At 34.6% G+C, this 22,837-nt stretch carries 18 protein-coding genes; 3 read left to right on the top strand and 15 right to left on the bottom strand.

Annotated features, from left to right (window positions below; translation table 11 throughout):
- Together apaH and sppA are read left to right on the top strand one after the other, a co-directional pair.
- Positions 1-834 (top strand): bis(5'-nucleosyl)-tetraphosphatase (symmetrical) ApaH, encoded by an 834-nt coding sequence (gene apaH, locus J3U14_RS05920; RefSeq protein ID WP_267352389.1) that lies wholly within the window; start codon positions 1-3, stop codon positions 832-834.
- Positions 835-848: 14 nt separating this feature from the next.
- The gene (gene sppA / locus J3U14_RS05915; RefSeq protein WP_267352390.1) at positions 849-2,696 is read left to right on the top strand and encodes a signal peptide peptidase SppA; all 1,848 of its coding nucleotides are present in this window, start codon (positions 849-851) and stop codon (positions 2,694-2,696) included.
- Between the two features lie 37 nt (positions 2,697-2,733).
- Here sppA and J3U14_RS05910 read toward each other — a convergent pair whose 3' ends face one another.
- From J3U14_RS05910 to moaC, 5 genes are all read right to left on the bottom strand, one after another.
- Positions 2,734-4,566, bottom strand: a complete 1,833-nt coding sequence (locus J3U14_RS05910; protein WP_267352391.1) for a sulfatase-like hydrolase/transferase — start codon at positions 4,564-4,566, stop codon at positions 2,734-2,736.
- A 162-nt stretch (positions 4,567-4,728) separates the two neighbouring features.
- Positions 4,729-5,427, bottom strand: coding sequence for a Bax inhibitor-1/YccA family protein (locus J3U14_RS05905; RefSeq protein WP_267352392.1), 699 nt, complete (start codon positions 5,425-5,427; stop codon positions 4,729-4,731).
- 59 nt (positions 5,428-5,486) lie between these two features.
- On the bottom strand, positions 5,487-5,930 hold the full coding sequence (gene moaE / locus J3U14_RS05900) for a molybdopterin synthase catalytic subunit MoaE (protein ID WP_267352393.1): 444 nt from the start codon (positions 5,928-5,930) through the stop codon (positions 5,487-5,489).
- Between the two features lies 1 nt (position 5,931).
- Complete coding sequence (moaD, locus tag J3U14_RS05895; RefSeq protein WP_267352394.1) at positions 5,932-6,177, bottom strand: molybdopterin synthase sulfur carrier subunit; 246 nt, start codon at positions 6,175-6,177, stop codon at positions 5,932-5,934.
- Positions 6,178-6,189: 12 nt separating this feature from the next.
- On the bottom strand, positions 6,190-6,672 hold the full coding sequence (gene moaC, locus J3U14_RS05890) for a cyclic pyranopterin monophosphate synthase MoaC (protein ID WP_267352395.1): 483 nt from the start codon (positions 6,670-6,672) through the stop codon (positions 6,190-6,192).
- A gap of 169 nt (positions 6,673-6,841) precedes the next feature.
- On the opposite strand from moaC, the gene priA reads away from it, so the two are divergent.
- Positions 6,842-9,010: a primosomal protein N' gene (gene priA, locus J3U14_RS05885; RefSeq protein WP_267352396.1), complete on the top strand. Its 2,169-nt coding sequence runs from the start codon at positions 6,842-6,844 to the stop codon at positions 9,008-9,010.
- A 42-nt stretch (positions 9,011-9,052) separates the two neighbouring features.
- Here the strand turns inward: priA and J3U14_RS05880 are convergent, their stop codons facing one another.
- The 10 genes from J3U14_RS05880 to rseP form a co-directional block, all read right to left on the bottom strand.
- Entirely contained in the window at positions 9,053-9,358 is a 306-nt protein-coding gene (locus tag J3U14_RS05880) for a ComEA family DNA-binding protein (protein ID WP_267352397.1), read from the bottom strand.
- Positions 9,359-9,510: 152 nt separating this feature from the next.
- Positions 9,511-11,355, bottom strand: coding sequence for a SurA N-terminal domain-containing protein (locus J3U14_RS05875; protein WP_267352398.1), 1,845 nt, complete (start codon positions 11,353-11,355; stop codon positions 9,511-9,513).
- A gap of 129 nt (positions 11,356-11,484) precedes the next feature.
- Positions 11,485-13,920, bottom strand: coding sequence for an endopeptidase La (gene lon / locus J3U14_RS05870; protein ID WP_267352399.1), 2,436 nt, complete (start codon positions 13,918-13,920; stop codon positions 11,485-11,487).
- Between the two features lie 196 nt (positions 13,921-14,116).
- Entirely contained in the window at positions 14,117-15,391 is a 1,275-nt protein-coding gene (gene clpX, locus J3U14_RS05865; RefSeq protein ID WP_324169821.1) for an ATP-dependent protease ATP-binding subunit ClpX, read from the bottom strand.
- A 15-nt stretch (positions 15,392-15,406) separates the two neighbouring features.
- Positions 15,407-16,009: an ATP-dependent Clp endopeptidase proteolytic subunit ClpP gene (clpP, locus tag J3U14_RS05860; RefSeq protein ID WP_065558960.1), complete on the bottom strand. Its 603-nt coding sequence runs from the start codon at positions 16,007-16,009 to the stop codon at positions 15,407-15,409.
- Positions 16,010-16,098: 89 nt separating this feature from the next.
- On the bottom strand, positions 16,099-17,400 hold the full coding sequence (gene tig, locus J3U14_RS05855; RefSeq protein ID WP_267352401.1) for a trigger factor: 1,302 nt from the start codon (positions 17,398-17,400) through the stop codon (positions 16,099-16,101).
- Positions 17,401-17,509: 109 nt separating this feature from the next.
- Positions 17,510-18,538 carry a UDP-3-O-(3-hydroxymyristoyl)glucosamine N-acyltransferase gene (gene lpxD / locus J3U14_RS05850; RefSeq protein ID WP_267352402.1) on the bottom strand — a complete coding sequence of 343 codons (1,029 nt, stop codon included), beginning with the start codon at positions 18,536-18,538 and terminating at the stop codon, positions 17,510-17,512.
- The gene (locus J3U14_RS05845) at positions 18,538-19,026 is read right to left on the bottom strand and encodes an OmpH family outer membrane protein (RefSeq protein ID WP_267352403.1); all 489 of its coding nucleotides are present in this window, start codon (positions 19,024-19,026) and stop codon (positions 18,538-18,540) included. The genes lpxD and J3U14_RS05845 overlap by 1 nt, the downstream gene beginning before the upstream one ends.
- Positions 19,027-19,067: 41 nt before the next feature.
- Positions 19,068-21,491 carry an outer membrane protein assembly factor BamA gene (gene bamA / locus J3U14_RS05840; RefSeq protein ID WP_267352404.1) on the bottom strand — a complete coding sequence of 808 codons (2,424 nt, stop codon included), beginning with the start codon at positions 21,489-21,491 and terminating at the stop codon, positions 19,068-19,070.
- Between the two features lie 25 nt (positions 21,492-21,516).
- On the bottom strand, positions 21,517-22,836 hold the full coding sequence (rseP, locus tag J3U14_RS05835; protein ID WP_267352405.1) for an RIP metalloprotease RseP: 1,320 nt from the start codon (positions 22,834-22,836) through the stop codon (positions 21,517-21,519).
- Position 22,837 lies beyond the last annotated feature (1 nt).

The raw sequence follows: 22,837 nt of genomic DNA, 5'->3' as shown, positions 1-22,837 counted from the left end.
ATGGCAAATTTACTTATCGGTGATATTCATGGTTGTTATGATGAGTTTATGCGATTGCTTGAAAAAGCTGGATTTTCCTCAACCGATACGTTATGGCTAACAGGTGATCTTGTAGCAAGAGGTCCTAAATCATTAGAAGTTTTAAGATTTGTCAAAACGAATACCAGCCAAATTCGGCTGGTATTAGGTAATCATGATCTTCATTTGTTATCAGTTTATGCTAATGTTACGCCGCCTAAAAAGAAAGATAATCTTGAAGAGGTGATCAATGCACCAGACTATGATGAATTGATGAATTGGTTACGTAAACAGCCTTTAGTTCAAATTGATGAAAAATTAAAAATCATTATGACCCATGCAGGTGTCTCACCGCAGTGGGATATGGAAACATTAAAAAAATGTGCTGATGATCTCAATAAAATATTATCTAGCGATTCTTATCCCCTCTTTCTTGACAAAATGTATGGAAACTTTCCGGATGAATGGTCATCGGATTTACAAGGTTTTGATCGTCTACGTTATGCCACCAATGCGTTAACACGTATGCGATTTTGTTATGAAGATGGTCGACTTGATTTTTATTATAAAAAACCACCTGAGCAAGCGCCAACCAAACTTAAACCTTGGTTTTTAATTCCTAGTCAAATACCGCCTGAATATAGTATCGTTTTTGGACATTGGGCGGCACTGAATGGTAAAGGTACCCCGGAAAATATTTTTGCACTTGATACGGGATGTTGTTGGGGTGGAAAATTAACTTGTTTAAGATTTGAAGATAAGAAGTATTTTAAGAAAAGAAATATTGAAGCTAAAAAATTAGATAAATCATTATGAAAGGGTCATTTACTATGTCTGTTTTATCCGTCATTAAATCCATATGGAAAGTTATCAATTTCCTAAGAGAGCTTTTTTTTAACATTATATTCTTGATTGCCATATTACTCATTTCAAGTTTTATTGCATTATTTAAAGAATCACAAAGTTTAGACGACGTTCCACAAAATGGCACATTAGTTTTAGATCTTGAAGGTGTTATTGTTGATAGCACACTTTATAATGATGATATTTATCATTTACAAAACAAGATATATGGAAAACGAGTAAATCTTGCTCGAGAAAACAGTTTATTTGAATTAACACAAAAAATAGATCAAGCTGCCGCAGATCCAAATATAGAAAATATGGTATTAAGATTAGATAATTTTGTTGGGGCAGATTTGAGTTCACTACAATATATAGGTAAATATCTCACTAAATTTAAAAAGGCGAATAAACCCATTTATGCCTCAGGCACAAACTTTAATCAAAGCCAATATTATTTAGCAAGTTATGCTGATAAAATTTCTCTTACCCCGCAAGGTGCCATTAATGTCTATGGGCTTGCTGCTAATAACCTATATTACAAGACTTTACTGGATAATTTAAAAGTGAACACGCATGTGTTCCGTGTTGGTACCTACAAATCAGCTATCGAGCCTTTTATCCGTAATGATATGTCTGCTGAAGCAAAAGCGAATACCACAAGATGGTTAACATTGATGTGGAATAATTATTTAAATGATATTGCTTCCCAACGAAAACAAGCACCATCACAACTGGTTCCTAGTCCGGAAATCATGCTATCTAGATTGCACGAGGCTAATGGCAGCATGAGTCAGTATGCGTTATCAAATGGTTTAGTGGATTTCGTAAAATCGGATTACCTTTTTGAACAAGATTTTTATGAATTTGTTCTAAAAGGTAAAGATTTACCTGAAGTCAGTATTTATGACTACAAATTAAAAGATGATAAAAAACAGGATACTAATTCAGTTTCTAAACCGCTTATTTCTATAGTTTTTGTAAATGGTACGATTTCAGATGGTGAAAATGATAGCAATATCGCCGGCAGTCAAGAAATTGTTGATCAACTCAGAACAATTCGTGAAAATTTAACCGACAATAACATTCAAGCTGTTGTGTTAAGAGTCAATAGTCCTGGTGGCGGTGTAGAAGCATCAGAAGCCATTCGTAGCGAACTTGAAGCATTACATGAATATCAAATTCCTATTGTGGTTTCAATGGGTGGTATGGCTGCGTCAGGAGGATACTGGATTTCAACGGCATCGGATTATATTGTTGCTAGCCCTAATACGATAACTGGATCTATTGGTATTTTTGGAATGATTCCAACTTTCGAAAACTCGCTTTCTCATATAGGGGTTTATAGTGATGGCGTGTCAACTTCTCCATTGGCAAATAATAACTTTGCTAAAAACTTGCCTGAAGAGATGAATCAACTCATACAGATGAATATTGATAATGGTTATAGTACATTCATTTCTTTAGTGGCAAAATCACGTAAAATGACCACAGAAGCAGTGGATAAAATTGGTCAAGGCCAAGTTTGGCTAGGTGAAGAAGCCTTTAAAAATGGGTTAGTAGATAAACTAGGTGATTTTGATGATGCCATTGAAATCGCCGCAACGTTAGCTAATTTAACTGACTATCGAATTGATTGGCAAAAACCGGAAGTCAACTGGTTTAGCGCCTTTTATTCAGATATGATTGCTATGTTACCAAAATCAACGGCGGAAGTTTTATTTGAAAAACTTCCTGAAGTAAAACAAATTCGTGAACAAGTCTCTTTATGGGATAAATTTACCGATAAACAAAATCGCTATATTTATTGTCTGAATTGTGCTGATGTTAAATAACATCATCTTATGCCACCAAAATTTTGGTGGCATAATTTTATTTATTACCTTCCTGATAAAAATATCGCATTTTATTCATCGCATCTTGAATGTATTGATAGTTTGGCGTTTGATCAACTTCATGATTTCGTGAATCCATATAATGGCTAATACCCATTCGATTAACAAAATAGATATTATCCAACGTTCGTACCGCATAAGAACTGTAATTTGACATTAACAACCAATTTCTATCTGTGATTGGACTAAATAAATCATACCCTGTTGAATAATCAGATATGTCATTTTGAACATGTAAATAATGTTTCATTAACGAAGGTACAACATCTTCATGACTTGTCAAACGTTGACTATTTTCCTGAAGAATTTTTAGATCTTTCGCTCCAATGATAATAAAAGGCACCTTAGTTTGTGCATCGGTATAATTCCCATTATGCCCCCAAAACCCTAGTCCATTATCATTGATTTCTTGAGAATGATCACCCGTAATAATTATTAACGTATTATTGAGTGTTCCCGATTTTTTAAGTTCATCATAAATATTTTGCATCAAATAATCATCATAATAGACACTCTGTTTATAACGATTAAGAATTGGCAGTGGGTTAGTATTATTATTCAAGGTGATATAATTTATATCGCCTACGGGTTTATACTTTACTTCAAAGTCATTCGGAAAATCATAACCATGAGGAGCATCATAAAATAAAAACGAAAAAGTCGGTTTAGAGGTATCCCGATTTTGATACCAAGCTAGCCAATCATTGGTCATCTGTTTATCACGATATGAAGGCGTACCATTTGGACTGCTAATTCTCAAATTTTTAATGGTTACAAATGCTGTGCGGTCAAATTCAGGAGACGAAACTTTGGCAGAGGTAAAAATACCAATATTATAATTTTGTTGCTGTAAAGTAGTAATAAAAAGTGAAGGAATACTATTACGCAAAAATGCATCCCAATAAGTACCAGGGATACCATAAAATAATCCGAAAATTCCAGTACGGGTTGCATTACCTGTTGAATAATGATTATCAAAAATGACACCATTATTTTGTTTAACAAATCGATAGGTATTGGGTGAATTATCTTCATTGAAAGTATCGTAACGCCATGAATCTAAGACAATAAACATAATATTCATTTTTTCTTTATTTTCAGGATCAATCACTAAACTATTTTTAGGATAATAGATATTTGCACTTGATTTGGTGTACTGATTAATCACTTTACGCTCCCCTGCTTTATCAAAAAAACCCATGATTTTTTTTGAAGTAAAGGGACGATAAAGAGGAAGATACTCTTTAACTACCATAATGGGTGAATAAGCATAATAAAAAGCCACCATATGGATTACATGACTAATTAACGCAGCACCCAATAACATAATTGTGGCTATAACAATCATTCGTGTCTTCTTTCGATGATCTTTTGATTTAGTCATCTTTTTATCTAAAAAACACAGAATAAGTAATTCGATACAAAATACTAAAGTGGCAAGTGCTAACATTACAATATAAGTAATAGTTGAAAAGTCTACCACTTGTCCAGAAAAGACTAATGAAAGAACTGATTGATTAATATGAAAGCGATATTGTTGAAAAACAATCGTATCACAAAATAATACTATCTGCGCTAAACTAACCAACAAAGCAGCAATAGTATTAAAATAACATTTTTTTAACCAAATTAAAGAAACGAGAATCAAAAAAATCAGAAGATATAATGAAAAAAAATGCCCTAGCACGGCAAAAAAAGAAAAAAAACCACTTTGCCATGAAAACGTGACTCCAGGTATCAAAAAGTATCTGATTGCAATTATGGATGAGATAAAGGTATTGATTAAAATAAATGTATATAATTTTTTCATAATAATTGATTACTTTTAAAAATATTCAGCCATATATCAATTAGATAATACAGTAAGATATAATTAAAATTCCATTTACAGAAAAGTTGATGCTTAAAAGTTGGATTACAACGAGAGCAATAAGGGCTCAAAAGAGCCCTTACTATATGAATAAATTTGAAACTATCGACGATCAGCAAAAATTCTTAACAACAAAATAAACAAGTTGATAAAATCAAGATAAAGCGTTAATGCTCCAAGAATAACATAACGTCTAAACATATTTGGGTCATCTTGTGATATGTTTTCGCCTAATTCTTTTAATTTTTGAGTGTCATACGCTGTTAACCCTGCAAAAACAAAAACACCAATATAGGTTACTGCCCACATTAATGGTTCACTTTGTAAAAATATATTTACGATCGAAGCGATAATAATACCAACTAATCCCATAAATAGGAAACGCCCAAAACCGGATAAATCACGTTTTGTCGTATACCCATAAAATGCAAGTGCACCAAACATACCCGCAGTGATAAAGAAGACGCTTGCTATTGAAGATGAGGTATAAACAAGGAAATAAATAGAAAAAGTACAACCATTTAAGACTGAATATAACATAAATAATGTTGTCGCCGCTGCACCTGATAATCGGTTAATTAAACCAGAGATAACAAATACTAATCCAAGCTCAGCAATCAATAGAACCCACATTATGTTATATAATACTCGCATAAGTTGCACATTCGTTGATGCAAACCACGCAATCATTGCCGTTAAAAGCAAACCTACCGTCATCCAACCATAAACATGACTCATATATGTTTGCACACGGCTACCGGATTGTTCAATAATTGAACCATTAGGAGTATATCCTGCCATTCCTTACCTCTCATTAAAAATAAATTGACATAACATAGCTATTATATAGTAAATAGTAATTAATACCATTTTTTCAATGCATCAACATCAGATTTTTTTGCTTCAACCCAATTATTACCATCAATAGTATTTTCTTTTTTCCAAAACGGCGCTTCATTTTTTAATATATCCATAATAAACTCAGCTGCCGCAAATGCATCTGAGCGATGTGCACTACTCACCCCAACGAATACAATTTTTTCATTAGTTTTAATATCACCCACTCGATGAATGACAGCGATTCGACTCAATTGCCAACGTTGTCTAGCTTGTACAACAATATTGCTCAATACCTTTTCTGTCATTCCCGCATAATGCTCTAAATAAAGTCCAATGGTCTTTTTTTCTGTACAACGAACTTTACCAATAAATGTTACCACCGCACCATCTTGTGGTAATTCAGAAAGCCAGCTAATAATGTCATTAGTATTAATCGATTCACCGTCAATTTTAATTATCTCCATTTTATCCTCCCGTTACGGGCGGGAAAAATGCAATTTCATCGCCTGATTGAATAATATAGTTAACATCCACAAATGTTTGATTCACTGCACATAATACTGTTTTTTCTTTTAATGCCAATGCCCACTTATCACCGCGTTGACTAAGATGCTCAATAAGTTCGGAAATAGACCAGTGTTCGGCATTCAATTTAATATTATCTATTCCAACTAACTCTCTGGTTTGAGCAAAAAAAATAATTTTATTCATGATGTTCTATTTCTATGTTTGTACAACAAAATCACCGGATTTTCCACCGGTTTTTGATAGCAACCTTACTTGTGTTATTACCATATCTTTTTGAACTGCTTTACACATATCATAAATGGTTAATGCGGCAACCGAGGCAGCAACTAGCGCTTCCATTTCAACGCCGGTTTGCCCATTTAATCGGCAAAAAGATTCAATTCTTATACAACTTTTATCAATATCTGCTTGAATATTGATTTCAATTTTAGTTAATAATAATGGATGACATAAAGGAATCAGTTCCCAAGTCTTTTTTGCTGCTTGAATCCCAGCAATTCGTGCTGTTGCAAACACATCCCCTTTTTGATGGTTTTCTTCTAGAATCATATTTAATGTTTTTTCACTCATTAAAATTATTGACTCTGCTTTCGCTTCTCGCGTTGTTATTTTTTTTTCTGAGACATCAACCATGTGCGCATCACCACGCTGATTAATATGTGAAAATAACTCTGACATCTTTTATCCCTTTCATAGTCATCAAAAATCCGATAAGATCAAGATAGCAAATTTTACAACTTGAAACCACTTTTCACATCTTAAAATTAGATTTCATGGTGTAGCTTTTGCGAGTTCATTTAATTTTACGTACAATACGAGTTTAATTTAACCATTGATGTGATTTTTCATGCTTATCGCTCATGTAGCTTTACCTGTACCATTACACCAACTTTATGATTATCAATTAACTATGCCTGCTCAAATTGGTATGCGGGTGAAGGTTCCTTTTGGTCATCGTGATGCAATAGGCATAATTGTTAATATCGATAAACATACCGATGTTGATATTAGTCATTTGAAATCCATAAAATCAATTGTTGATGAATCACCCATATTTAATGATTCAATATGGCAATTATTAAATTGGGCAGCAAGTTATTATCATTATCCAATAGGTGAGGTGTTATTTCATGCTTTACCCATTTTATTAAGACAAGGACGAGCAGCAAGTAAGGATGAAATTAAAAAATGGCAATTAACTGAGCTTGGTAAGCAGTTCAATATAGACTCAATGCCTCGTGCGACCAAACAAAAACAACTATTATTAGCATTAAAAAATGATACGCTACAAGAAACCGACTTTAATTCAGCTGTCTATCTTGCATTACAGAAAAAACAGTTAATAGAACAAGTCCGTTGTTTACCAGACAGTACTGAATGGCAAACTTGCTATTCAACAAATACAACTACAATTGAACTCAATGCACAACAATCAAATGCCATTCAAAGCGTCAATAAACAGATTGATAATTTTAATGTGTTTCTTTTAGAGGGAGTGACCGGTTCAGGCAAAACTGAAGTCTATTTAAATATTTTATCTCACGTGTTATCAATGGGAAAACAAGCATTGGTATTAGTACCTGAAATCAGTCTCACACCGCAAACCATTACCCGATTTAAACAACGTTTTAATGCACCGATTGACATTTTACACTCAGGATTAACGGTCAAAGAAAGACTGGGGGTATGGTTAAGAAGTCGTAATGGCGAAACAGCTATTGTCGTTGGAACACGCTCTTCACTTTTTACACCATTTAAAGAGTTAGGTATCATTATTATCGATGAAGAACATGATAGCTCTTATAAACAACAAGAAGGTTGGCGCTATCATGCTCGAGATTTGGCAATAATCCGAGCCAAAATTGAAAATGTTCCGATTTTGTTGGGTTCTGCAACGCCTTCACTTGAAACACTCAAAAATGCTATCTATCATAAATATCAGTTACTCCAGCTTACTGAAAGAGCGGGTAATGCAACGCTGGCTAAACAGTCTATTTTAGATATTCGAGGTTTAACCCTCGATGCAGGATTATCACAGCCATTAATTGAGCAAATCCAGAAACACTTATCTGATAATAATCAAGTCATGCTCTTTTTAAACCGACGGGGTTTTTCACCATTACTAATCTGCCATGACTGTGGTTGGATTGCAGAATGTCCTCGTTGTGACAGACCCTATACTTATCATCACAAACAGCATAAATTGAGTTGTCACCATTGTGATACACCACGAGCTGTTCCTCAACAATGCCCTAAATGTGGATCGACTCACCTCGTGCCAATTGGATTTGGAACTGAACAGCTTGAAAAAAGACTCGAAGTTTTATTCCCCGATATTAAAATTAGTCGCATTGATCGCGATACAGTCAGTAAAAAAGGCGCATTGAATAATTATTTACATGATATTCAACAAGGCGGAGCTCATATCTTAGTTGGCACTCAAATTTTAGCGAAAGGCCATCATTTTCCAGATGTTACTTTAGTTGGAATTATCGATGTAGACGGAGCGCTATTTTCAAGTGATTTTAGAGCAACAGAACGATTTGCACAAATTTATACTCAAGTTTCTGGTCGGGCAGGTCGGGCAACCAAAGCTGGCGAAGTTATTTTGCAAACCTATCATCCAGATCACCCACTTCTTAATATTTTATTAAATGAGGGATATCAAAAATTTGCAAGCGTAACACTACACGAACGTCAATTAACACAGTTACCCCCTTTTAGCTATCAAGTATTGATCCGTGCAGCAGATCGTAATAATCGTTATGCTCCCATTTTTTTACAAAAAATTCATGACTGGTTAAAAGCAAACTGTGATTTAGGTTTATGGCAACTTGGCCCGATGCCTGCAAATCAAGCTAAAAAGGCAGACTACCATCGGTGGCAATTACTTTTACAACATACTAATCGCAAATTGTTACAAAAAATATTGGATAAACTTATTCTCAACATTGAAAATTGGGGAGAAAGTTCACGAGTACGTTGGAATATAGATGTCGATCCGGTAGATTATTAGGGTTAGGCATTTTCCACCAATATGAATTGGTGGAAAATAATATCACAACGCTATTTTCCCGATGTTTTTATCAAGAGTGGCTTGCCCGATACCAGAGACTTCTTTAAGTTGTTCAACCGATACAAATGGTCCAAATTTTTCACGATATTCAACAATTTTTTGAGCTTTACTTAATCCAATTCCTGTTAATATTTTTGTCAGTTCTTGCGCTGACGCAGTATTAATATTAACTTGAATGGTCTGCTTTTGTTCTTGCTTAACGGGTGATATTGGCGTTGGTTCCGCTAAACTGATTGATGAAAAGATAAAAGACGATAGTAAAATACCAAATAATGAAATTCGTTTCATATAATTAACCTCTAAAATAGTTACGCAATTAAATTTGCGTTAGCACTATCTCATTTAATTTATTGAAACGATTTAACTTGTTATAAAAATGAGAAAAGCCACACAAGTGGCTTTTAGTTTTAACAGTGTCTATATCAAATTTTCGATGTATATCACAAATTTGAGTTTGGCATAATTTCAATTTTTGCTCTAGAACGCATATCCGTAGCTAAAGAATTATAGGTATTTTGCAAATAATAACGCAGTAAATAAGATGAAACATCTTGCCACTCACCATCTTTAACTTGTGTTAATACCGTGATATAAGCATCATGTTTATTGATGTATTCAACCCCATAGACACGTTTATCGGTTGCCGAAGGAACTAAATTAAACACCATATCAACCACTTTCCTATCAAGTTCATTAGAATCTCTTTTCAAGGTATAATTGGTAGAAAATTGTACTTGTTTTGATGTGCCTTTTTCATTTAACTCTTTCACAATATCATCTACTGTTGATTTAAAACGACTATCAACAATATCATCATAAAGTTTTTGATGTATTTCGTTTTTTACCTCTTCAAATGAAGCAATTCCTTCAGGTTTATAATCGACAACTTGAATGATAAAATCTGACATGTCTAAATCTCGTCCTACAGGTATTATTTCTGAAATTTTACCCGTCACTTTATCATCAGCAATCATGTCGCTACTAAATATGACATCTCGTACTTCTGGATAACGAGCAATTGAACTTGCATCATTATAATAAGTCCAATCTGTTTCTTTAACGTCTAAACCAGCCTCTTTAGCTATCGCATCGAAATCGTTAGAATGGTTAACTAGCGCTGACTTCATTTTATCTTCAGCATTTTCAAAATGTTGTTGAATTTTATTTTCTTGAAGCTTGGTCTTAATTTTGTATTTTGCATAATCATAATCCATAGATTTAGCTTTTTGTAAATCATCTAGTTTGACAATGACATAACCACCTTCGACTTGTATTGGTTTAGAAACTTCACCAATATTGTGTAAATTTGCCTCTTTAAAAGGTTGTGGTAAGTCATCATTATCAGCAAACCAACCTAGTGAACCATTTTTGCCATAAGGGGAAACATCTTCATTCTGATTAATATTCTTCAATACTGTTGAAAATTCGGTACCCGATGATAGGTCTTTGACGATATCTTCAGCTTGATTATAGTCTTTTACAAAAATCACACTAAACGATTTTTTGGCAGGATAGGTATATTCCTTTAGGTTATCATTAAATTCTTTTTTAATGTCTTTATCATCAATACTGATAGTGTTTAGATAATCTTGCTTAGAATTTGCTATGTATTTAAATTTAACTCTTTCCTTTCTAAAAAAAGAATTTTTATGCTCATCATAGTATTTTTGCTCATCTTCAGTCGTAATATTGACATCATCCATTTTGACAATAGAAGAACTGATTGGCGCGGCATAAATAGTTCTTGTTTGATCAAGTAATTGTGAAAAATCAGAATCATTTGGTACAACAAAATCACTATAGATTAATGAACTGATAAGCTGTTGTCGCTGTGCAGCTGCTCTAATAGACTCCGCATAAGCCTCTGGTGTAAAGTTATTTGCCGCAAGAAGATTTAAATATTTTTGATTACTAAACTTTCCGTTTTCAAAAAATTCCTTTTGCTTGCTAATCATTTCTTTTAAACGATCGTCACTAATATTAAGGTTGAGCTCTTTAGATAATTGATAAGCGAGATAGTTATTAATTTGATCAGCAAGAACATCTCGACGAATTTGTTTAATAAAAGTGCTATCACCCATCGCTCTTGATGATTCTGCACTAGCCTGAGCCTCAAATTGCGCTCGACTAATCCCTTCACCATCCACTTTCGCTATATATATTTGTTCATCACGTGCACTATTACCGCCACTGAACACGCCGGTAAAAATAAAACTTATAATAATTATAGCGAATATAATTTTAACAGCTACATGGTTTGCAGCTGCTCGGATTGTTTCCATCATTTCTAAAGATTCTCCATAAAACCAATAATTAATTTGGCAAGTATAGCATATTTACTAAAATAGGCTATTGTCAGAATGTTAAGCAAAAAAAAAGATCAACATGCGTTGATCTTTTTGAAATTTAGATAATTAATTTAATCGAGCTGGCACTTCAACATTCCCTTTTACTTTTTTAATCGCCTTTTTAGTCGGTTGTTTTAAAGTAACTTTATTGGTAACAGGTTCCATTCCAAATGGGTTATTTTGAAGTGCTACGGTTATAACATCATCAATCCATTTTACAGGTATAATTTCAACTTCAGATTTAACATTGTCTGGGATGTCTTCCAGATCTTTGACATTATCCATTGGAATTAACACGGTTTTAATGCCACCACGATGTGCTGCAAGAAGCTTTTCTTTCAAACCACCAATTGGTAACACTTCTCCACGCAATGTGATCTCACCTGTCATTGCAACATCAGAACGAACAGGATTACCCGTTAATGTTGATATTAATGAAGTACACATAGCAATGCCTGCACTTGGACCATCTTTTGGTGTCGCACCATCTGGCACGTGCACATGAATATCACGTTTTTCATAAAAATCACTATTGATACCCAATTTCTCCGCTCGAGAACGAACAACTGTTAATGCAGTTTGAATGGACTCTTGCATAACATCACCTAATGATCCAGTATAGGTAAGTTTTCCTTTACCTGGAACACTGACAGATTCAATAGTTAACAAATCACCACCGACCTCTGTCCAGGCAAGTCCAATAACTTGTCCTATTCGGTTTTCATTATCCGTTTTTCCATAATCGAAACGTTGCACGCCTAAGAACTCTGCTAAATTAGCTTGCGTGACTTTCACTTTTTTCAATTTACTATCTAGCGCTAATTGTTTAACAACTTTGCGACAAATTTTGGCTATTTCACGCTCTAAACTTCGCACACCTGCTTCACGAGTATAATAACGAATAATACCGATAATGGCAGAATCTTCAATGTCAATTTCTTTTGATTTTAAGCCATTATTTTCAATCTGTTTAGCAATTAGATGTTGTTTAGCAATATTCAATTTTTCGTCTTCTGTGTAACCAGAAAGTCGAATCACTTCCATTCTATCAAGTAATGGAGCAGGAATATTCATTGAATTTGCCGTTGCAACAAACATCACATCGGATAAATCATAGTCAACTTCCAAATAGTGATCACTAAATGCATTATTTTGCTCTGGGTCAAGAACTTCTAATAAGGCAGAAGCAGGATCTCCACGCATATCAGATGCCATTTTATCAATCTCATCTAATAAGAATAATGGATTTTTCACCCCAACTTTAACCATACGTTGAATTAATTTACCCGGCATAGAACCGATATAAGTACGTCGATGTCCACGTATTTCTGCTTCATCACGTACACCACCTAAAGCCATTCGGACATACTCTCGCCCTGTTGCTTTAGCTATTGACTGACCAAGCGAAGTTTTACCAACACCTGGCGGCCCAACTAAACATAAAATAGGGCCTTTTACTTTATTAACTCGTCCTTGCACAGCTAAATACTCTAAAATTCGGTCTTTGACTCTCTCAAGTCCATAATGATCCTTATCTAGAATCTTTTGAGCAGCTTCAATATCTTTTTTCACTTTACTTCGTTTATGCCAAGGAACTTGTAACATCCAATCAATATAACCACGTACCACGGTCGCTTCCGCTGACATTGCTGGCATCATCTTAAGTTTATTAAGTTCAGCCATAGCTTTTTCTGTGGCTTCTTTTGGCATTTTTGCTTTAGTGATTTTGGTTTTTAACTCTTCAAACTCATCAGGTTTATTATCAATATCACCCAATTCTTTATGAATAGCTTTGATTTGTTCATTTAAGTAATATTCTTTCTGCGCTTTTTCCATTTGTTGTTTAACACGCTGACGAATATTTTTTTCAACTTGCAACAAATCGATTTCAGCTTCCATCATTGCAATAAGCAATTCGAAACGTTTTTCTAAATCAGCTGTGACTAGAATTTGTTGTTTCTGATCCACTTTCAAAAATAGCGTTGCCGCAATAGAATCTGATAATTGTGAAGGTTCTTTTATTAAACGAATTGAATCAACCACTTCTTGTGTGATTTTTTTGTTGAGTTTTGAATATTCTTCAAAATTAGATAATACAACGCGGACAAGCGCTTCATTGAGATCTTGAGCGCGTTTTTTCTCACTAAGTGGTTTAATATTAGCAATTAAAAAGTCATCATCATTTTGATCAACAATATCAACTATTTTAGCTCGCTCTACGCCTTCGACTAAAACTTTCACTGTGCCATCTGGCAATTGGAGTAATTGTAGAATATTTGCTATCGTGCCAATTTCATATAAATCTTCAATATCTGGATCATCTTGCGATGGATTTTTTTGGGTAACAAGAAAAACTTGCTTATCCATTTCCATTGCACTTTCAAGGCAACGTATAGATTTATTTCGTCCTACAAAGAGAGGGATCACCATGTGTGGGAACACAACAACATCACGTAATGGTAAAATAGGCATAATCATTGATTTAGTTTGTTTTGTTTTCATATTGTTCTCTCTGGTAATACAAACTTATTAGGTAGATATTGGGATTGTTTTGAGATATTCAAGCCTATTTTATTATTGTTTAAAACATATTATTCCTTAAAAGCCTTGACGAATTCAATCACTCATAATGTTTAGTTTAACTTATACAATTTTTTCATCAGTATACTGCCACTTTCATGGCAGTTTATTTCTATCATTAAGCTAAAAGTTTCGTGTTATCTCGATACACTAGCTTAGGTGCTTGAGATTTTTCAACCGTGTCTTGTTCAACAATCACTTGTTTAATATTTTTTTCTGATGGTAAATCATACATCGTATCTAATAAAATATTTTCAACAATCGAGCGTAAACCACGCGCCCCTGTTTTACGTTGCATCGCTTTGACGGCTATGGCGTCTAATGCTTCTTTAGAAAACTCAAGATCTACACCATCTAAATCAAACAATGCTTGATATTGTTTAGTTAATGCATTTTTAGGTTCAGTCAATATACTGATTAGCGCATCTTTATCCAATTCAGATAGTGTACCAATCACAGGTAACCGTCCAATAAATTCTGGAATTAAGCCAAATTTCACTAAATCTTCAGCTTCGATTTGGGCTAACAGTTCTGATTCAGAAGCTTTTTGCTTGGTACTTTTAACATCAGCGCCAAAACCGATTCCTGTATTAGTTGAAACACGATTTTCAATGACTTTATCCAAGCCACTAAATGCGCCACCACAAATAAATAGGATTTTTGATGTATCAACTTGTAAAAACTCTTGTTGAGGATGCTTACGTCCCCCTTTAGGTGGAACGGATGCAACCGTACCTTCAATAATTTTTAACAATGCTTGTTGAACACCTTCGCCCGACACATCCCGTGTGATTGATGGATTATCTGATTTTCGTGAAATTTTATCAATTTCATCTACATAAATAATACCACGTTGCGCTTTTTCAACGTCGTAATCGCAATTTTGTAGTAATTTTTGAATAATATTCTCAACATCTTCGCCCACATAACCCGCTTCCGTTAGCGTTGTGGCATCGGTCATTGCAAAAGGAACATCCAGATATCGAGCCAATGTTTCAGCTAATAATGTCTTTCCACTACCTGTTGGCCCAATTAATAAAATATTACTTTTACCTAATTCAACATCTCTCGGATTAGAATAGTTGCGTAACCGTTTATAATGATTGTAAACCGCTACAGATAATACTTTTTTGGCGCGATCTTGACCAATAACGTACTCATCAAGATGTGCACGAATTTCATGAGGGGTTGGTAAAGGTTTACTGATAAACTCTTCATGGGAAAGAAAGTTTTTAGTTTCCTCTTTCAAGATATCATTACACAAACCAATACATTCGTTGCAAATATAAATAGATGATGGCCCTGCAATGAGTTTACGAACTTCATGCTGACTCTTACCACAAAAAGTACAATAAAGTAATTTTTCGGAATTTGTTTTATTCACTTTAACCACCTACCTAGTCTGTTATTAAGATCGTTTACTGTATATGGCATCCACTAAACCATATTCAACCGCTTTTTCAGCAGACATAAAGTTATCACGATCTGTATCTCTTTCAATCACGCTAATATCTTGACCTGTATGCATCGCCATAATTTTATTTAATCGACTTTTAACCTGTAAAATTTCTTGAGCATGAATTTGTATATCAGAAGCTTGACCTTGAAAACCGCCTAATGGTTGATGGATCATCACTCGAGCATTAGGCAAGCAGTAACGTTTTCCTTTTGTACCGGCAGTTAGAAGTAAAGACCCCATTGAACAAGCTTGACCTAAACAAATAGTGCTAACATCAGGTTTGATAAATTGCATCGTATCATAGATTGCCATTCCTGCTGTTACTACACCACCAGGTGAATTGATATAGAGATGAATATCTTTTTCAGGATTTTCGGCTTCTAAAAATAGCATTTGAGCAATAATTAAATTAGCCATGTTATCTTCAACTTGACCTGTTAAAAATATAATCCGCTCTTTCAATAAACGTGAATATATATCATAAGCCCTCTCTCCACGAGAACTTTGCTCAACCACCATTGGTATAACACTCATAAATGGTTCCAAAGGCATTTTTATCTCCTAATTAAACAAAATAGCCCAAACAGATAATCCTTATTTGGGCTTTAAAGTAATTTTTTTAAACTGAATAAAACTGCTAATTAAGCCATTTGCTGATTCATTAATTCAGAAAATGAAGAATTTTTATCAGTTACTTTTGCACTAGCTAATAACAGATCAACAACTTGATCTTCTAGCGCTACAGAACGGATATTGTCCATCGCTTTTTTATCTTTGCGGTAATATTCTATCACTTCTTTAGGATCTTCATAAGCCGTTGCTATTTCATCAATCAATGTTTGCACACGAGCCTCATCAGCTTTGAGTTTATTACTTTCAATGATTTCACTGAATAATAATCCAATACTGACACGTCGTTTTGCTTCAGCTTCAAATAACTCTTTTGGTAGTTCCATTGGTTGTTTCATGTTGCCACCAAAACGTGATAAAGCCTGTTGACGTAATACATCAACTTCACGATCGATTAACGCAGTTGGAACGTCAATTTCATTATTTTTAACCAATCCATCGATAACTTGTGATTTGATTTTGTTACGAATTGTCGCATTAAGTTCACGTGTCATATTTTTACGAACTTCAGCGCGTAAACTTTCGATTGTTCCATCAGCAATACCAAAACGTTTAATAACATCTTCAGTCAGCTCAGGAAGTTCAAGCTCTTCAACTTTTGTCAATGTTGCAGCAAATACAGCTGGTTTACCTTTCAAGTTTTCAGCGTGATAATCTTCCGGGAAGGTTACATTAATATCAAACGAATCACCTGCTTTATGCCCAATAATCGCATCTTCAAAACCGGGGATCATTCGACCTTGTCCTAAAACTAATGCAAAATCATTAGCTTTTCCACCTTCAAACTCTTCTCCATCTACTTTACCCACAAAATCTAAAGTCACTCGATTTTGTTCGCCTGCAGCTTGTTCTGTTACTTTCCAAGTACCTTGTTGTTTACGTAGTGTTTCAATCATAGTTTCAACATCTGCATCGACAACTTCTGCAACAGGTTTTTCAACTTCAATTTTATCTAAATCTTTAACTTTAACGTCAGGATACACTTCGAATTCAACGTTAAATGTGTAATCTTCTCCATTTTTATATTCTTTAGGAGTATAAGTTGGAGCACCAGCTGGATTTAATTTTTCTTGAATAATCGCATCAATAAAACTTTTTTGCATTAAATCACTTAATGCTTCTTGTAAAATTGAAGCACCGTAACGCTGTTCAACAAGTTTTAAAGGCACTTTTCCTTTACGGAAACCATCAATACGAACTTTTTTAGCCGTATTAACTAATTCTTTATCAATAGCTTTTTTAATATTTTCAGCTTTAATAGTAATTGACAAACGTCGACCTAAACCTTGTGTTGTTTCTACCGAAACTTGCATCTTTATACCTCGGAATTATTGAATATATTCAGCCCATAAATAAATCATCAATGATATTTGGGCTTAAAAAAATTATAAAATAGGTTGGCATTATACCGACCGAAACTGGCTACGTCGAGCTATTTAATAGTTTCTTCTCAAGTGATTTCAAGCGTTTATTCATTTCATCAATATGTAAAACTAATGAAGCGGTTTTTCGCCATATTTTATTCTCTTGCAATGGAATACCTGATGAATAAACGCCTGGCTTAGTGATCGGGCGCATAACCATGCCCATTCCAGTCACAGTGACTTGATCACAAATTTCCATATGTCCATTGATTACACTTGCGCCACCAATTAAACAATGACGTCCTATAGTCAGACTTCCTGCCATTATTACACCACCAGCAACGGCAGTATGGTCACCTATAATATCATTATGGGCAATTTGGCATTGATTATCAATAATCACCCCATTACCAATCACGGTATCATCAAGTGCACCACGATCTATCGTAGTTGATGCCCCAATTTCGACATTATCACCGATAATAACACGTCCAAGTTGAGGGATTTTAATCCATTTACCTTTGTCGTTCGCATAACCAAATCCATCAGAGCCAATAACGGTTCCAGATTGAATCAGGCAATTTTTACCAATAACGCAATTATGATAAACAGTTACATTAGCCCACAATTTAGTGTCGGCACCAATAGTCGTATTTTTTCCTACAAAACAACCCGCTCCGATAATGCAGCCATCCCCTAAATGTACACCGCTTTCGATAACGGCATTAGCACCGACCGAAACATTAGCGCCTAATTGAGCGGTAGGGTCGATCACAGCAGAAGGCGCGATATCTTTGGCAGGATCGGGGGTTGTATCAAGATATTGTGCTAATTTTGCATAGGCAAGATAAGGATTTTTAACAATCAATGCAGCACCGTGCCAATACTTAAGGCTATCTTCAGTCATCACAATAGCAGAAGCTTTACATTCTGCTAATTTGCTTTGCAATTTTTGATCCGCCAAAAAAGTGATTTGCCCAGATACAGCGCTTTTCATTGAAGCTATACCGGTAATGAGTATATCTGCATTACCGTGTAATTGTGCGTCAAGATAGTTTGCTAGTTGCTCTAAACGACAAGCCAACATTATTTTTTGACCTTTTCCAATACTTTTTCAGTGATATCAACGGCATCAGAGGCAGAAAGTGCTGCTTCGGCTTTCAAAATAAGATCATATTTTTCAGTAGCAACAATCTCTTTAACTGCACTTTGAATTTGTTTCAATAATTTTTCTGCTTCTTCATTTTCACGTTTACGATATTTTATTGAAAAATCTTTTGCTTTACTTTCAAAATCAGCAATTGTTTTATTCAATTTGCTTTTTTCCGATGCAGATAGTGTTGGACCATCTTTTTTCAAACGAGCACTTGCATTCTTCGCTTTTTCTTCTTGATCTTGTAACGATTTGATTTGTGATTCAAATTCCTTATCTAATGCTTTACCAACAGCTTCCCGTTGAGGCATTTGTTGTAATACAGACATCACATCTATAACACCAATTTTTATTTCTGCATTAGCTATACCTGTATAGAGAAGCGCTGCACTAAGACTAATAATAGATATAATTTTTTTCACTTTTTTCACCTATGTGTATTTCATTTAATTACAACATGGTTTTACCATGTTGAACCTATGTTAAACTGGAATTGTTGAGACGAATCGCCGTCATATTTCTTAAGCGGTATTGCGTAAGAAAATACTAATGGTCCAAGTGGTGACATCCACTGTACTGCAACACCTAGCGAAACTCGTATATTTGAAGGAGAACTGTAATCATGCAAATGATTACCTTTTAAGTTCCATTCGGTATCCCACACCGTACCTGCATCAACAAAGAATGATGTTCGAATACTATCGGAATACTTTTCACTAATAAAAGGCGTTGGAACAATTAATTCAGCACTTGCAAACGCTAATGCATTACCACCTACCGCATCTTTAGACTCTACACATCCTGAAGTATTATTTAAATTACTACAGTTTGCTCTATTAAAATAGACTGCTTTAGGCCCAACAGTATTGGATTTAAATCCTCGAAGCACGGTCGAACCACCTGCATAAAAGTTTTCATAAAATGGTAGCTGTTTTCCACCAAAACCATTTCCATAACCTAATCGACCACGCGTTAAGAATACCCAATTATGATCGCTATCAAGAGGATAATAATAAGATGCATCAGCAACCACTTTATAGAAGCGGTTATCAAATATTGGAGCCGTAATTTTTGCGTTAGCCGATACTTTTAAACCTTCTGTAGGGAAATAACCACGATTTAATGAATTATATGTCCAATTCGCATTTAATAATAAATCATTAGTATCATAGGTCATGGAGTGTTTATTTTTAGTGTTTTCACCCATTGAATGGAAGTAACGCCACATACCATATTGTGGTTTCATATCGGATAATTTCCGATTAGCATACTCGCTACCAAAACGGATAAAATTATTTTCACTAATTGGGAAACCTAAATTAGCTGATGCACCCCATAACTTACTTGAATAAACAGATTCATCATCATCATCATCTGCTTTATAAGTATTGTAATAAATGCTTCCGCCTAAGCTCACCCCATCAATAGTAAAGTAAGGGTTTACAACTGATATCGATGCAGTTTTATCGGTATTTGTCGTATTTACATCGAATGAAACACTATTACCCGTACCTAACCAGTTATCTTGCGAAATACCAGCATTAAAACTAATACCACTATCAGAACCAATACCGACACCAAGTTTGATGCTACCTGTGTTACGCTCCGTGACTTTGTAAGTAATATCAACTTGATCTTCGGCCCCCGGAACACGCTCAGTTTCAACATCTACTGATTCAAAAAATCCTAGTCGACTTAAGCGATCTTTACCTAATTCTACAAGTCCATTACTCAGCCAAGAACCTTCCATTTGACGAAGTTCACGACGGATAACACCTTCACTTGTTATGGTATTACCTTCTATGTTGATATTACGAACATAATAACGCGGCCCTACATCAACAAACATAATTAATTTTACGGTATGCGTTGAATCATCCATTTCAGGTTGAATACTGACTTTTGGATAAGCATAACCAAAATTTGCAAGTAGCTGTTTTACATTATCTTCAATATCAGTAATTTTTTTACCATTATACAGATCACCCGTTGAAACACGCTCTTTTGCTATTTTAGTAATCGCATCCTTATGTCCGGCAAAATCCCCTTTGAAGTCAAAATCAGATAATTTATATTGTTCACCTTCATGAATATTGATAGTGACATAAATACCTTTCTTATCTGGCGTTAAACTGACTTGAGTGGATTCAATATTAAAACGTGCATAACCTCGATTCAAGTAGAAGCTTTGTAATTCATCTAAATCAGAAGCTAATTTTTGTTTTTGATATTTGCGATCGCCAAGCATGTTCCACCACGGCACTTCATCACGCAGTGAAAAGCGTGAAATTAGCTCTTCGGACGAAAATGCCTTAGCCCCAACAATGTTGATTTGATCGATTAACGCTGATTTACCTTCCGCTACAACTAGCTTTAAATCAACGCGGTTACGAGATAATGGTGTGACAACAGCTTTAATTCGAGCATTATATTTACCGACGCTATAATAAAAATCTTCTAGCCCTTTTTCCATGGCAGAAAGCATGGTTCTATCAAGTGCGTCGCCTTCCCGAATACCGGAGCTATCTAAATTCTTTTTCAGCATATCATCTTTAATTGATTTATTACCTGAAAAAGTAATACTCGCAATGGTTGGACGCTCTTCAACATGAATGATTAAGCTATTACCATCTCTAGAAATAGTAATATTATCGAAGTTTCCACTCGAGTAAAGTGATTTAACAATATGCCCCAAATCAGACTCACTGACATAATCACCAACTTGGATTGGCATATCAAGCAATGCTGCCCCTTGAGTTACCCGTTGTAATCCTTCAAATTTGATTTCTTTTACTACAAAATCATCAACACAAAATGCATTGGAACTATATACTGCTGTTGTGCTAAACAGCAAAGATGCTATAAGTAATTTATTTATTTTTTTCATTGTAAATGTTTATAACCTCATTCCATCACAATCGTAAAACATCATTAAATAGTGCAATCCCCATTATTACCAGTAAAAAAGCAAATCCGAAACGATAAAAACGTTCTTTTGCTTTAATTGATAGACTTTTACCCTTTATTTTTTCAAATAATAAAAAAATAAGATGCCCACCATCTAGCATTGGTAATGGAACAAGATTGATTACCCCCAAACTTATACTAATAAATGCCAGAAAATATAAGTAAGGTGTGAAACCATAACTTGCTGTTTGCCCTGCGCTTTTTGCTATTGTTATTGGTCCTGATAAATGATTAAGTCCAATAACACCTGTTACTAACTGATAAAAAGAACGAATTGTTAACTGAGTAGTTAACACTGTTTGTTCTAATCCTTTGCCAAACCCTTCTAAACATCCATACTGCTTAATGACTGCTTCCGAGGTAGGATATAGCCCCGCAATACCTTCACCATTTGCCTGTATTGACGGCGTTAAATCAAGGTAAAGATTTTTATTTTCACGCTCAATTTTTAATCTTATTTGATTACCTTTCTTTATTATAGCTGAAAAATCATTCCAATCTACATAAGGGTGTTCATCATAACTTAGAATCTTATCACCAATTTGTAAACCCGCTTTTTCGGCAGCTGAATTTGGTATAATTTTACTCACAATTGGATAAATTTCCAATGTTTTAGGTACCAATCCAAAGGTCTTTATTGCTGATTCTTTTTCAATATCAAAATGCCAATGACGAATATCAACACGTTGACTAACTTCTTTTTGATGGTTATTACCAGCATTAATCACATAGGTAATCGTCACATCATCTTGTCCTAAAATAGACATTAATGCAAAATTTACATCATTCCAACTTTCAATCTGTATATTATTAATCTTTTTTAACTCTGCCCCTGAAGGAATATTCACAGTAGCAACAGGTGTATCGGGTATTGTACTGCCTACTTTAACCGGATAGGTAACAACACCAAGCATAAAAATTATCCAATAAAGAATGAAAGCTAAAATAAAGTTAGCAAATGGACCTGCAAATATAATTGCTGCTCGTTGCCATATCTTTTTTTTATCAAAAACCTGTTTTTCTTCGTCGGTTGATAAGTTTTTCGCATTTCCGTCCAGCATTCTAACATAACCACCTAGTGGAATCATAGCAATGACAAATTCTGTTCCACCTGAAAACTTATGTGACCATATTTTTTTCCCAAATCCTATGGAAAAACACTCAACCCGAACGCCACATAGCCTTGCCACGAAAAAATGCCCAAATTCGTGTACTGTAACTAATATACTAATGGTAATGATAAATAACAACAGAGACCAAAGCAAA

Origin of the sequence: Gilliamella sp. B3801 (genome assembly GCF_026536645.1) — a bacterium.
GTDB lineage: Bacteria > Pseudomonadota > Gammaproteobacteria > Enterobacterales > Orbaceae > Gilliamella > Gilliamella apicola_I.
Note: the sequence above shows the minus strand (reverse complement) of the source record. Positions and strands in the feature narration are given on the sequence as shown.

What these genes read in the sequence shown, in the direction of transcription:
- apaH (WP_267352389.1), top strand. Translation starts at nt 1, where the DNA reads ATGGCAAATTTACTTATCGGTGATATTCATGGTTGTTATGATGAGTTT.
- sppA (WP_267352390.1), top strand. Translation starts at nt 849, where the DNA reads ATGTCTGTTTTATCCGTCATTAAATCCATATGGAAAGTTATCAATTTC.
- J3U14_RS05910 (WP_267352391.1), bottom strand. Translation starts at nt 4,566, where the DNA reads ATGAAAAAATTATATACATTTATTTTAATCAATACCTTTATCTCATCC.
- J3U14_RS05905 (WP_267352392.1), bottom strand. Translation starts at nt 5,427, where the DNA reads ATGGCAGGATATACTCCTAATGGTTCAATTATTGAACAATCCGGTAGC.
- moaE (WP_267352393.1), bottom strand. Translation starts at nt 5,930, where the DNA reads ATGGAGATAATTAAAATTGACGGTGAATCGATTAATACTAATGACATT.
- moaD (WP_267352394.1), bottom strand. Translation starts at nt 6,177, where the DNA reads ATGAATAAAATTATTTTTTTTGCTCAAACCAGAGAGTTAGTTGGAATA.
- moaC (WP_267352395.1), bottom strand. Translation starts at nt 6,672, where the DNA reads ATGTCAGAGTTATTTTCACATATTAATCAGCGTGGTGATGCGCACATG.
- priA (WP_267352396.1), top strand. Translation starts at nt 6,842, where the DNA reads ATGCTTATCGCTCATGTAGCTTTACCTGTACCATTACACCAACTTTAT.
- J3U14_RS05880 (WP_267352397.1), bottom strand. Translation starts at nt 9,358, where the DNA reads ATGAAACGAATTTCATTATTTGGTATTTTACTATCGTCTTTTATCTTT.
- J3U14_RS05875 (WP_267352398.1), bottom strand. Translation starts at nt 11,355, where the DNA reads ATGATGGAAACAATCCGAGCAGCTGCAAACCATGTAGCTGTTAAAATT.
- lon (WP_267352399.1), bottom strand. Translation starts at nt 13,920, where the DNA reads ATGAAAACAAAACAAACTAAATCAATGATTATGCCTATTTTACCATTA.
- clpP (WP_065558960.1), bottom strand. Translation starts at nt 16,009, where the DNA reads ATGCCTTTGGAACCATTTATGAGTGTTATACCAATGGTGGTTGAGCAA.
- tig (WP_267352401.1), bottom strand. Translation starts at nt 17,400, where the DNA reads ATGCAAGTTTCGGTAGAAACAACACAAGGTTTAGGTCGACGTTTGTCA.
- lpxD (WP_267352402.1), bottom strand. Translation starts at nt 18,538, where the DNA reads ATGTTGGCTTGTCGTTTAGAGCAACTAGCAAACTATCTTGACGCACAA.
- bamA (WP_267352404.1), bottom strand. Translation starts at nt 21,491, where the DNA reads ATGAAAAAAATAAATAAATTACTTATAGCATCTTTGCTGTTTAGCACA.